Source organism: Paenibacillus sp. GM2, from assembly GCF_900069005.2.
GTDB lineage: Bacteria > Bacillota > Bacilli > Paenibacillales > Paenibacillaceae > Fontibacillus.
The window spans coordinates 20,181-33,656 of record NZ_LN831279.1 but is presented as its reverse complement, the minus strand read 5'-3'; the positions used below and the strand labels follow the sequence as shown (position 1 = coordinate 33,656).

Below are 13,476 nucleotides of genomic sequence, written 5' to 3'. Positions count from 1 at the left end.
GCAGCGGCCTGTCATGATTATTCATCTTCCTTATTAACCGGCTTCAGGGTCAACTCAAAGTTAATCTGTTTCTCTTCAATCCGATACCTTTCGGCCAATTCCGGCCCGCAAGAATTCGAACCGACCCCGCTCATCCGATAATCCAGATGCACATAGGCCTCGGGCCGTCTCTTCAGCTGGTGAAGATGAGTGGCCTCGGTGAGATCCTGCGCCTTATAGTGGGCAGCCTGGAATGAGAACGGCTGTGGCGCATCAATACGCAGTCCCATTCCCTGCTCATTCGAAACAATAGCCCAGTTCGTATCATATCGCGAGCCAAATTCCTGCGGCACAATGTAAGGGACAAACATTTGATCTACGCTGGTCAAATAGACCCCTTGCCGTACGCTCAGGCGCTTGTCGATATAGCTCTCGTGTGGCCCAAGCCCGGAGTATTCCACTTCCTCATTGCCAGGCGCTAATACAAGCTCAAGTCCAAAGCGCGGCAGCCAAGGCAGCTTCTCCCCCACTGCCGCGGTCGTCTTCAAGGTCAATTCTCCGGACGGAGCCACCTTCCACTCCATCCGTCCGCGTAGAAACGGCGCATGAATATAAGCTCCAAGCGAGTATTCAATTCCTATGCGGATCCCCCCGTTCGAGTCTACCTCCCACTCAGACCGATATACCTTCATTTTCGCCTTGTCATAGCCTAACTGCTCCCATGCCTGCCGGATATTACGATCATTATCTGTAGGCGCACGCCAGATGCTCAGCGTTGCAGGGGCTGCCAGCCGCTCAAGTCCATCCCGTTCCAGCTTGGTGAGAGCCCCTCGATGCAGATCAAACTCATATCGGAAATCAAATCCGTTCAGCAACAGCTTGCCGTCAGCTTCTAAAGCGCTAAGCCTCCCTTTAACTGGCGATGTCCGGCTTGCGCTGACTTCCCTTGCGGCTCCCGCCTGTTCGATAGGAAATTCCAATTCGGCAAATGTCAATTCATAACCCGGCTCCGCCCACTCCATATCCCGATCAAGCCGGAAGGAGAGCTGGAGCACCAGGCGTCCGGGATTAGGAGGGAGTGTATAGGGCAGAATCACGGTCTCCCATTCCTGCGGGGTCGTATTTAATTCCTGTAATTTGCCTTGATCAATAAGCACGTTATCCTCCAGGAGTCTCCAATAGGCGGCAATATGGGAAAGATCCGTAAAATCATAGCGGTTGCCGATTCGCACCCGGCCGGCAGCAAGATCTACCGTCTCCACCCGGACCGGTGCAAGCACTTGCTTTAGCTCCAACAGTCCGGCATGAGGCACACGATCTGGGGAGACCAGTCCATCTATGCAGAAATTGCCGTCATTCGGCTGATCTCCAAAGTCTCCTCCATATGCATAATAAGGGGTTCCCTCCTCTGTATGGGTCAGAATCCCATGATCCACCCATTCCCACACACATCCCCCCATCAGCTTGGGGTAGGCCTCGAACACTTCCCAATAATCCCGCAGATCGCCCGGACCATTGCCCATGGCATGACTGTATTCACATAAAAAGAGCGGCTTCCTGTTCTGTTCGTCGCGTCCGTATTCGGCGCAGCTCTCTACAGAGCCATACATCCAGCTATCAACGTCGAGGCTGCGGGTACGCTCAGGCTCAGACTGGGAGCCAGGCGCCCCTTCGTAATGGACCAGACGGGAGGGGTCCCGCTGCTTGATCCATTCAGCCATAGCGATATGATTATCCCCAAAGCCTGACTCATTGCCAAGCGACCAGATCAGTACAGAAGGGTGGTTCTTATCCCGTTCTACCAAACGCTTGGCACGATCAAGATAAGCATCCCGCCAGTCCGGGTCCTCACTAAGAACATCCGTCTGAGCAGAGGTCCATGGGGTCCCCACGCTCATTCCATGGCATTCCAGATCCGCTTCATCGACCAGATAGAAGCCCAGCTCGTTGCAAAGCTCCAGGAAGCGAGGATCGTTCGGGTAATGGGAAGTCCGCACCGTGTTGATATTATGCTGCTTCATCAGCAGCAGATCATGCTTCATATGATTCAACGGCACCGTCTGTCCCAGCAGTGGATGTGAATCATGCCGATTAACGCCCTTCAACTTCAAGGCCTGACCATTCAGCTTAAATACACCGTCCACTACTTCCACATGGCGGAATCCCACTTGAATAGCTAAGCTCTCTTCCCCAGCTCGTACATACAGATCATATAAATACGGCTGCTCCGCATTCCAGAGCACAGGACGCTCCACCTGAATAGCCAGCGTGGAGGAATGGTCGATGAACCCTTCAGCCGAACCTGCGAGCAATGCTTGTGCATCCCGGAGCTCAACCTGCACCTGCAGCGGCCCCGTTGTATCCACCTCAACCTGCAATGTGACTTTTTCGTAATCAGCCTCAAATTCCTGATGGGCAAACACGTCGCGAATATGCTCCTTGTCGCGGGCCAAAAGATAGACATCGCGGAAAATCCCCGAATACCGCCAGCAATCCTGATCCTCCAAATAGGTACCATCGCACCACTTGAGCACCAGCACAGCTATCCGGTTGACTCCCGCCTTGAGATAAGGGGTTATCATAAATTCTGCCGGATTGCGGCTGCCTTGACTGTAGCCGACGTATTGTCCATTAACCCAAAGATAGAAGCAGGAGTTCACTCCTTCAAATATGACATATTGCTCCTTTGCAGCCCAATCAACCGGCACCTGAAAATCGCGCACATATAATCCTGCAGGATTATCATCAGGCACATAAGGCGGATCTACGGGAAACGGATATCTTACATTCGTGTAATGAAGCTGATCATATCCGTTGACCTGCCAGCAAGATGGAACGATGAGATCATCCCAACTGCTCACATCATTTTCTTCGGTATAGAATCCATCAGGCGCATTAACAACACTTGCGAAATATTGAAATTTCCATTTCCCATTCAAGGTTTGATAAAATGGCGAACGCCCCCGCTTCCGAGACTTGGCCTGCTCCATCGTCGCATAAGGAATATAATGAGCGCGTGCCGGCTCTCGATTTTCGTGCAGTTTCCCTGGATTTTCCCACAATTTAGGCAGGTTCTTCATGAACATTCATCCTTTCCTCCGAATCTTAAGATAACAACAGCAAGCCCTTTGACGAAATGAACTAAAGAAACTTGTTTCGATAATCGGTTGGAGTTAATCCATAATGTCTTTTGAAGCTGTCCCGGAAATGATCCTGATCCGTATAGCCAATCTGATCGCAAATCTCATAAATTTTGATCGTCGGGTCCTTAAGGAGCTGAACCGCCGCTTCCATCCGCACCTGGATAATAGCATGGTTTAAGGTCGTCCCGGTTACCTCTTTGAACACCTGGTTCAAATATTTTTCACTTAATCCAACATGGGAAGCAATATCGTTTAAGGTCAAGCTTCGCTTCATGTAATGAGCCAAAACATATTCAAGAGCTTGCTCCACCAGCTTTTTCTTTTTCACATTTCCGCCTATGCTGTTTAGCGGCATTTGACCCGATAGATTGGGAAGCTGCTCTCTCACCAACTGCTCCGCCATGGCCAGCCCATTGCGTTCCTCTTCTTCCTTGCGAAGCTGGGCAACGGCAAGTCCCACCACTCGTTGAATCTGCTCCGGATCTACCGGCTTCAGAACGTAATCCAGCACTTGTAATGAGATCGCCTTGCGGGCATACTCAAATTCATTCAAACCTGAGAGAATAATGCATTTCATGTCCGGATACCGCTGCAGCACACCTGTGATCAACTCGATGCCATTCACCTTTGGCATACTAATATCCGTTAATAGAATTTGGGGAGCAAGGACATCCAGTTGTTCCAGAACCTCCTCACCGTTACTTAGTGCTCCGACGATCTCTACATCTAGGGCACGCCAATCTATGGAGCGAACAATGGCTTCCCGAACCGTCCTTACATCTTCAGCTACCAGCAGCTTATACATTATTCATCCTCCATTCTTTCTTCCGATGCAGGATTTCCGAACAAGCTGGGACTAAGTCCGCCTTCATTCTTAATTGCTTCATCCGCCTCAGCGATAAATGGCATAACCGCTTCGACACAGGTTCCGTTGGGAACCCTGATATACCGCAGCCCATATTCTCCCTTCCGTTCCTTACAGTTCAGCACAATTCGGCGATGTACATTTAAAGTTCCATAGCCCCCTTCCGAGCTCTTCTCCTTGCTGCTCTCTCGGGCCAAACGCTGGTTCATCATGTTCGAATCCACTCCGCTTCCATTGTCTTCCACCCGAAGGATAACGCTTTCAGATTCTCTTCTGGCTGAAATCGCGATTCGACATTTGCTCGTCTGATTGGCAAATCCATGTACAATGCAATTTTCCGCGAGCGGCTGCAAGATTAAGTGGATCACCTGTACCGCGGCCAACTCCTCTGGAATATCTATGCGAATCGTCAAGTCATCCAGCATTTGCTTCTGAATGTCTAAATAAGCTTCTACCTGACAAGCCTCATCCTTCAGAGGAATCCAGGTCTTGCCTTTATTTAACCCATAACGGAACACATTGGCAAGCGAACGAACGATCATGCTGGTCTCCATATCCCCGGATATCAATGCCCGACAGTTGATCAAATCCAAGGTATTATACAAAAAATGAGGATTGATTTGAGCCTGTAACAATTCCAACTGCAGTTGGCGCCGCTCGATTTCTTCAGTGAAGCTCTTCTCAATCAGCTGCCGAATCATAACCAGCATGGCTGAGAACTGTTGGTTCAACTCGTTAATCTCATAAATTTCCGAAATATCGCTTGGCAGGGGCTGCTCCAGCTGCAGCACATCCTTTCGCTGCATGGCCGAGACTAACCGGGATATGGGAACTGTCACCCGGGTAACAATCGAATGCATCCAGAATCCGGATACCAGTAGCGCAACAATGCCAATCACTGCGCAGATCATCGAGATCATAAAGGTATAGCGGCTAAAATGACTCTCTGGAACCAGGGCCACCAGCTTCCAGCCATTATCGAACGAATCGTACATAATTCTGTATGATTCGTTATCTACAGTGGCTTTAACTGTCCCTTTAGCGCCATGAAGCGATTGAACATAGGGCGTTCCGCTCAAATTATCCATAAATGAATGCCGGGCGCTATATATTACCTGGTTCTTCTCATCCAGCAGCAGATAGTAGCCTTTATCAATAGGTGCGTTGCCAATCACACCCTGGATGCTTCGGGTATCGGCACCAACCATCACCGTGCCTATATTCCGTCCATCCTTATAGCTGAGCTTGCGACTCGCCAAATACACGACATTGCCCGTTCCAAAAGGCTGAGCCCACCACACGCCTTCGCTCTCATTACGATTCAAGCGTTGATACCATTCCGCATCGATCAGGTCATTAGCCTGATAGATTCCGGTTCCCCCGAAAAAATGGGCGGGTGAAACGCTATAAAGACTGCTGGTGGGCTCCAATAACATAGATACGCTATACGTTGTCTGAACTGCATTATTTGAAGCGACATTATGGAGCAGAGACAAGAGAGATAGATTTTGCAAATTTTTCTCCAGCTCAAAAAAGTCACCGATCGACTCATAATCCTGCTTATATTGACGATCAATAAGGTTATCAATAAACTGATTGGATCGCACGAATGCACTTACATTTTTCATAGTATCAAACTGATACCAGACATTCCGATGTACGAACTCCATCGACTGCTCCGCCATTTTCAGCGTATGGTTGTTCTGAACCTGAATCAGAATATAGCTGGAGGCCGTTGTGGACAGGACGATAAATACCACAATCAAACCCAAGAGCGGCAAGCTCAATTTGTTGAACAAGCGTGAGGTTTTACGCGATGCATTCTGTCCCATCTTCTCATCCCCTGCACATGGAATATCACCCCTTGACTGAGCCTACCATCATCCCCTGATCAAAATATTTTTGAACGAAAGGATAGATAATCAGCATCGGCAAAGCCACGATCACGATGGCTGACATTTGGATGCCGATCGTTGGCGGAGGTGTAGTTCCGGCCGCCTCTAACAGCTCAGGAGGCAAGCTGGAACTGGCTATAATGGTTCGAAGCACTAATTGCACCGGCGCCTTACTCCAATCCGTCACATATAGCATAGCATTAAAGAAATCATTCCAGTAGACTACTAAATACATTAAACCGATAGAAGCTAAAACCGGCATGGACAGCGGCAAGACAATTTGCCATAAGATGCGGAATTCCGAGGCTCCATCGATAGCAGCGGATTCCTTCAAGCTTTCCGGGATGCCCTCAAAGAAGGTTTTCATAATGATCATATAGAACGCGCTGAACGCCATAACCAGGATCAAAACATACGAAGTGTTCAGCAGCCCTAGTTGCTTGATCGTAATATAGGTAGGGATCATTCCCCCCCTAAATAACATCGTAAATACAAAAAACAAAATCAGAATTCTACGTCCGGGCAGCTTTTTCTCAGCTAATGCATAAGCGGCGCCAGAGGTCAGAATCAGAGCAAGGATTACACCCCCGGCTGTGTTCTTCAGCGTATTCCCATAGGATTGATAGATCAGTGAACCCTTCTCCAGCAAATACTTGTAATACTCCAGGCTAAACGAAGTTGGAAACAAGACCATGCCATTTTTGGCACTGAATATATGATAAGGAGTAACGGATACAGTAATGACATACCAGAAGGGCAAAATAATAACAACTGTCATAAGCGACAAAAGAATATAGTTAGAGACGACAAATAACTTTTCTGTAGCGGTAAGCTTCATGATTCGGTCTCCTCTCTAGAAAATGCCCGAATCATTGATTCGTTTGGCAAAATGATTGGCTGTCAGCACCATCGCTAATCCGATAATCCCTTTGATCACATCTGCCGCAGCAGCCACGCTAATATTGAATTGCTCCACCCCAACGCGGTAAATATACGTATCCAAAATATCGCCAACCTGCAGAACCATAGGGTTGTACAGATTGATCACCTGATCAAGGCCCGCGCTCATTATGAAGCCGACCCGTAAAATAAACATGACTACGATCGTACCCGATATCCCCGGCAGCGTCATATAAATGATGCGCTGGAAGCGGGTGGCTCCATCCACAACAGCCGCTTCATTAACCTCCGGGTTCAGGCCGGCGATGGCTGCGATATATATTATCGCTGCCCATCCCATCTCCTTCATCGCGTCGGTCACCACCAAGATCGTGCGGAAGTAATGATGATCGGCAAGCAAATAAGCAGGACTTCCGCCCAGCAGCTCAACCACCTTATTAACAATCCCGGTTTCCGGAGACAGCAGTAGAGTAATAATTCCCCCGTATACGACCCAGGAGACGAATCTTGGCAGGTACACGGCCGTTTGCAGCGTCTTTTTGAACCATTTGATGCGAATTTCATTTAAGGCAAGGGCTAATAGAATTGGACAGATAAAGCCGCTTATCATCTTGTACAAATTAATGATCAGCGTATTCTTAAAGGCCGTCCAGAACATGTCAGACTCAAACAATGCATGAAAGTATTTTAGTCCTGCCCATTCACTACCACTGATTCCGCGAATAAAATTGTAATCCATAAAGGCTACGCTGATCCCGAAAACCGGGAGATAATCAAAAATGAATACCCACAAAAATCCCGGAAGTAAAAGAAGATACAACAGTTTATACTTCCAGATCCGATCCAGCGCTTTCTTCCATCCTGATTCAGGCACAGTTCCTACGATCATTTGCGCCGATTTCAACTCGCTCCCCATTCTTTTTATGCCTCCTTGTTCCATATACAACCGTTTCGAAAGGGCTTTCATAAATAATATATCTAATCCCTCCTGAACCGAAAACCGGACAGAAGCGAAGTATTACAGGGGAAAAGTCGAGTTTTAAGTTAGGAAGAAAAAAAGACGGGAAGAGGCTGCTCCATGGAGCGACCCCTTTCCCGTTCTTGATTGTACATTCAATCATTCATGAGTTCCCTTACCCTAAAAGGGGATTATTTGCCTTGTTTTTTCTTGAACGATGCTTCCAACTCGCTTAAAATTTGCGATCCGCCTTGGGACTTCCATTTTTCCACGAATTCATCAAATTTCTTAATATCCCCGCCCATGATAATCTGAGTAAATACAGAGTCGCGCATCGTATTAAGCTCTACCAGCTTGGCAATTTTGGTTGGAGAATCCAAGAAGTTGGAGGCATCTGTGATTTGATATTTATTCGTAATAGCTACATCAAGCGCCTGGGAATGCCGAAGCGGTAACGATTCTAGATATCGCGGCCAGCCTTTCAGCCCGGGAGCAAACAAATAGCTTTGGATACTGCGGAAATTACCGTCCTTGTCTTGCATCGTTTTAGGATCTACCAAATCCGTTACTACCGACATTTTACCGTTCTCAATCTTGTAGTCTTCGCCTTCGATTCCCCACACCGTAAGCATTTGATTTTCAGGCGACAAGGAATCCTCGATAATTTGCAATACCCGTGCAGGATCTTTCGTCTTGACGCTAATCGCCGTCATTTGATTGAATGGGGCACCTGCCGGAGCCACTGCCGTACCATCGGCTCCGACAAGGGAACCCGTCAACGTTAAATATTTGAAAGGCAAATTGGATTGGTCAGGCAAACTGCCATCCGATGCCAGCTCTCCGCTTTGCTTCAACAGGTTTGTCTCGATTTGTGTATCATAATCGTTAGCCGTAGACCACCAGCCCATCCAGGAGAACAGCTTGCCGCTATACAGCTTGGTCCGCAGCTGCTCTTCCTTGATCGTAGCGAATTCCTTATCAATAAGTCCTTCTGAATACATCTTTTGCAGGTAAAGAAGCGCCTCTCTCATTTTCGGATCGATATCATAATTGCTGAATTTGCCATCCGCTTCCGTGAAGAAGCCTGGCGTCACCCCAAATGCGCCAAAAATATGATCAAAGGAATTGTTGGCATATTTTTGTTGACCGACCTCTGCGTTATAACCTCCGAGGGGAATGACATCGGGATGCTCTGCCTTGATCTTCTTGAGCAGATTATAATAGTCATCAAGCGTCGTTGGCGCCGGCGTGCTGCCCAGAAGATCTGTACGCATTACCAAATCCCAACGGTAGCCGGCTCCCGGACCGCCCTGATAAGGGATTCCATACAGTTTACCGTTAACCATAGCCTGTTCGAACACATCCGCAGGCACTTCCTTAACAATGTTTGGTGTGTCTGTCTCATTGATCAGATCGGTCAGGTCGACAAAAGCGCCCTGCTGCGCATACTTTTGAAAGTCATCGGCGAAATCAATTCGAACCACATCGGGAATATCCCCGCTGGTCATCTTCAGATTCAGCTTCGTCTTGTACTGCTGGACATCCACCATTTCCGGAATAATCTCAATGTTCAGCTTTTTCTCAATCGCCTGCTTCACGACATCCTTGGAATAATCATACGGCTTCGATATATCCTGACCTTTCAACCAATTCAGCTTATAAGGCTGATCCGCAGCGTTCGTCTCCTTTCCTTCAGACGGTGAAGAAGACGGCGAGGCGGACGGTTCTCCGGAGCTGCCACATCCCGTTAATGCTACTGTACCTGCCAGAACAACAGCCAGCATACTACTAGTCAACCTGTTTCTTAGTTTTGCCATGTACGAAAAGACCTCCTCAATTTGTACTCTGTTTCCCCTTAAAAACGACCTGACCTAAAACTAAAAAGAAAGCGTTCACATGTCAAAATTAATAAAAAATACCTTCCCTGAAAACCGGGGAAAAGGACGATAATACCGGATAAAAGTCTTATTTGCCTGCTATAAGTGTAACAAGACCTGCGGGCGGAACAGAAATTTGCTGTACCCCTTCTATACCCAGGTTGTACTCCTGCATTACGCGCCCGGTAGTATCTTGTACCGTAACTGCTCTGGAACCAGCGTTGGCTGCCCACTCCACAATCATTCCATTTTCTCGCGTGCCATTAATCAGCACGACGGTCTTTGGCAGCTCGCGATTAAGGGGCACTACCGTCCGCTCATAAGCAGCGGCGATTAGGATATCTTTTGCTGCAGCGATGACTACAGGATACAGCAGCTCCGGATGATAAGGCTCAAGCGGTCCATCCAGCAAAACCTGCCGATGTTCCCTCCAGAAGCTCAGCCAAAACGCTGCCATATCTTGATGTCGTTCAGGGAGCTGATCCAATCTAACCGAAATTTGCGGCACGGCAAACAATGCATTGATGAGCTGAAGTGCTGCCGATTCTGCCGGTTCTTCCATGCTCCACATGATCGGATCAGCATGTGCAGCCGTATTGCCGCATAGAAGCCGAATATCCAAAGTGCGCACCCGATTCTCGATAGAATCATTGGGGCAATCCGAGGCTCGGAACATATTGCCGTACTTGCGCATATGCGGCCCAATATAAGATTGACGAAACTCAATCATCACCTTCGGTTTAATCCTGCGCAGACGCTGCATAATGTCGGTCATCAGCCGGTCCACTGCCTCCGATACCGACACATAATCGCGCCCGTTGCCGTACTCCGGCTTCCTTCCCCCTGGAGGTAGGAAGCTATCCATAAAATCCAGCTTGAAACCGTCCAGGTCCCATTCTATCAGCGCCTTTTCATAGATCAAGATTAAATATTCGCGTACCTCGGGATACCTTGGATCTACGATTCCCCAGCCTCGCTCTTCAATCGTATACAGCATTTTATCCTGAAATTGGTTCCAGGCCCGGCTATGCATGCCAACAAAAGGAACGGAATACCAGAGCAAATATTTCATTCCCAAGCGATGAACCCGCTCTACATGCTCTTTCATATTCGGTATTTTGTCCGGGCACACGTTCCAATCGCCGCAGTATGCATATCCGCGCAGATTGTCCGCTGTTTGCCACCCGTCGTCCACAATCACGGATTCACAACCCAGTTTCTTGGCCAGGCGGCATTGTTCCTCAATCTCTTCCGGCACCAGTTGCTGGTGATAGCTGTACCAGGTTGAGTACATCGGCTCGCGGGCAGAGTCCGGAACCGGGGCAGGAGTCAGACCAGGCAACCCGCTCCACCAGTTCTGAACTTCATTCAATGCCTCGTAATAAAATAAGTCCCGGCAATCCACCCTAAGCGTCGCCTCATAATGGCTTAGCGGTGCCACCGGCTCGTCAAACAGAGTCACCGCACAATGATACTCCGCGGTCTCCTCATGAACACCGGCCTTCATCACAATCGGGTTCAACGCATCCGAGAAAGCAAATGTCAGCTTGTTTCGGCCAGTTCCGCTAAAGAGACATACCACGGGAGAAGAGTTGGTCAGTCGGCTGGTATAACCAGCCCCCCAATCCGGCACAAATCCCCGGTTCCTTCCGCAGTTCGGATGCCAGACCCCTTGAATATCAGCTGCCGGATGCTCCCAAGTCAATTGGATGCACGGTGGTATGTCTGGGTTTTCCAGACTGATTCGAATATGAACCAGCTCTATTCCTGCTTCAGGAGTCTCCGTTGTAATCTCCCACTGAACGCCATCGCCTCCGTCAGTCCAATGAAAGTGGTGTTGCCTCATCGACATGTATAGCCCTCCTGTACTCGCTTACATACTTTCAAAGATGTTGTTCAAAAAGTCCGCTTTCGATCAGAAAACCGATCAAGGTTATTCAGAATGCGCGACCATGATCCGAATGAAGGTTTTCTGGCAATATAGAATTTCATCAGCCTGGCTGATAAAGGATTAAAATCGATATCTAGCACGAAGTGAATCAAGAAGTAACTCGACATCGAATCCTTGAGTTCAGCCGGGTCTAAGCCAATGCTTACAAAAACATCTCAGGTGCTCACGTTGGTTTTGTCTACGCTCCGCCCCTTTCTTTCCTGGCTTCATCCGACCTTCTCGCTGCTGAAAACCGGCCTTTTTGAACACGCACTTGAAGCATACTGCCCCCTAAACATATCGCAATCCCATATAAGCGAAAACCGGGGAGAAGAACGATTTTACCGGGGGAAATCCTCATTCTATGTCGCACAAATAAAAAAAAGCCCCGCTTAATGCGAGGCTTTGCTCCAATCGAAGCCAATGACATTTAGAAAGGCTTTGGCCAATACCATATGACCGGCAGCATTCGGATGAACCCGATCCCATGCTATCGTCGCCGGGTAAATAGACTCAAGCACAGAGGCAAATGCTTGCTGGGTATCAACGAACAAGCAGCCGTAATCATCGGCAACGCGCTTCACGACAGATCCATACCGATCCATGTCTGCTCTCATCAGATCATGAGGGTTAGGCTCCAGATAATAGGGAGTCATAAGGATAAGTCCTTTCAAAGAGGGAAGCGTCGATTCTACCAAATTTCTAAGCGTCAGCTCATATTCCCCAAGATATACATGCCCCTCTGTGATGTGCGGAGTATCAAATTGTCTCCATACATCATTGATCCCAATCATAATAGACAGCCAATCTGGCTTCAAGTCCATTACGTCTGTTGTCCACCGCTGCTGCAAATCCCGAATCGTATTGCCGCTCGCGCCCATATTCGTGATACGAATACCCCGCTCAGGATATACCGACTGGATCAGAGCGTCTGCCATCATGACATACCCTTTTCCAATTCCTCCAAATAGACCTTCTCCATAAGGACGAGCCCTCTCACAATCTGTCACAGAGTCGCCAATCATGATCAGCTTCTCGTTATAGCCTACTAACATCGCTGTCTCTCCTTTCGTCAAATCTATTACAAAATTCCGATACGCCTCAACCAGCGTGCGCACAGATCAGGCCAAGTTCGGGCTTCCGGATGATCCTCTGCCAAACCTAAGCCATGTTTGCCGCTTTGATACAAATGTATCTCGAACGGCACTTTACAGCGACTTAGCGCCCGAGCGAACAGCAAAGTGTTTTCAACCGGAACTACTGGATCATCAGCAGTATGCCACAGGAAAGTCGGTGGCGTATCAGCCGTTACTCTAAGTTCATTTGACAAATATTCAAGCTCTCCGGCCGATGGATGTTCACCCAGCAGGTGAATGCGAGATCCCCCATGGCCAAATTCGCCCATGCTTATAACCGGATAACATAGCATTAAAAAGTCAGGACGGCAACTAAAATGTTCGATTGGATCGAGAGATGCAGGGTCACCTTCGTCATAGTGGGTTCCCGCAGTAGCGGCCAAATGGCCTCCTGCCGAGAACCCTATCAGCCCTAATCTGGCCGGATCGATTTGCCATGATTCAGCGTGCGCTCTGACATAGCGGATCGCCCGTTGAATATCCAGCAGTTGAGCCGGATGCTTATATGGCGCTACCCTGTATTCAAGCACAAAAGCAGTAATCCCTATTCCATTTAGCCATCTGGCTATAGGTTCACCTTCATGATGAGCTAATGATTCGTAGCCTCCTCCCGGGAGCACAATAACAGCCGATTGCAAATTCCCTTTATTCTCTGCGAGATAAGCGGTTATGGCAGGACGATCTTCTACTTGACTGCCGAACGCCAAAGGGGCCTCTTCCGGCCATAGTTCCATTTTCATATTTGAGTTCTCTCCCAAAATACAGTTTTGCTGCTTCAAGGCTCCAATTGCCT

The 13,476-nt window shown here is 48.4% G+C and carries 9 protein-coding genes; all 9 read right to left on the bottom strand.

Features of this window, described 5'->3' with window-relative positions; translation table 11 throughout:
- Window positions 1–17: 17 nt before the first annotated feature.
- A complete protein-coding gene (locus BN1360_RS10165) occupies window positions 18–3,065 on the bottom strand; it encodes a glycoside hydrolase family 2 TIM barrel-domain containing protein (protein WP_324254259.1) in 3,048 nt (1,015 codons plus the stop codon).
- A 55-nt stretch (window positions 3,066–3,120) separates the two neighbouring features.
- On the bottom strand, window positions 3,121–3,927 hold the full coding sequence (locus BN1360_RS10160; protein WP_068779759.1) for a response regulator transcription factor: 807 nt from the start codon (window positions 3,925–3,927) through the stop codon (window positions 3,121–3,123).
- Entirely contained in the window at window positions 3,927–5,819 is a 1,893-nt protein-coding gene (locus tag BN1360_RS10155) for a sensor histidine kinase (protein ID WP_068779758.1), read from the bottom strand. Before BN1360_RS10155 ends, BN1360_RS10160 begins: the two co-directional genes overlap by 1 nt.
- A gap of 25 nt (window positions 5,820–5,844) precedes the next feature.
- Window positions 5,845–6,720, bottom strand: a complete 876-nt coding sequence (locus BN1360_RS10150) for a carbohydrate ABC transporter permease (RefSeq protein WP_068779757.1) — start codon at window positions 6,718–6,720, stop codon at window positions 5,845–5,847.
- 15 nt (window positions 6,721–6,735) lie between these two features.
- On the bottom strand, window positions 6,736–7,698 hold the full coding sequence (locus BN1360_RS10145) for an ABC transporter permease (RefSeq protein ID WP_229520966.1): 963 nt from the start codon (window positions 7,696–7,698) through the stop codon (window positions 6,736–6,738).
- A gap of 233 nt (window positions 7,699–7,931) precedes the next feature.
- Window positions 7,932–9,557, bottom strand: a complete 1,626-nt coding sequence (locus BN1360_RS10140; RefSeq protein ID WP_082790010.1) for an extracellular solute-binding protein — start codon at window positions 9,555–9,557, stop codon at window positions 7,932–7,934.
- Between the two features lie 148 nt (window positions 9,558–9,705).
- Window positions 9,706–11,469 (bottom strand): glycoside hydrolase family 36 protein, encoded by a 1,764-nt coding sequence (locus BN1360_RS10135; protein WP_068779755.1) that lies wholly within the window; start codon window positions 11,467–11,469, stop codon window positions 9,706–9,708.
- 470 nt (window positions 11,470–11,939) lie between these two features.
- Complete coding sequence (locus BN1360_RS10130) at window positions 11,940–12,602, bottom strand: SGNH/GDSL hydrolase family protein (RefSeq protein WP_068779754.1); 663 nt, start codon at window positions 12,600–12,602, stop codon at window positions 11,940–11,942.
- 26 nt (window positions 12,603–12,628) lie between these two features.
- On the bottom strand, window positions 12,629–13,423 hold the full coding sequence (locus BN1360_RS10125; protein WP_068779753.1) for an alpha/beta hydrolase: 795 nt from the start codon (window positions 13,421–13,423) through the stop codon (window positions 12,629–12,631).
- Between the last annotated feature and the right edge of the window lie 53 nt (window positions 13,424–13,476).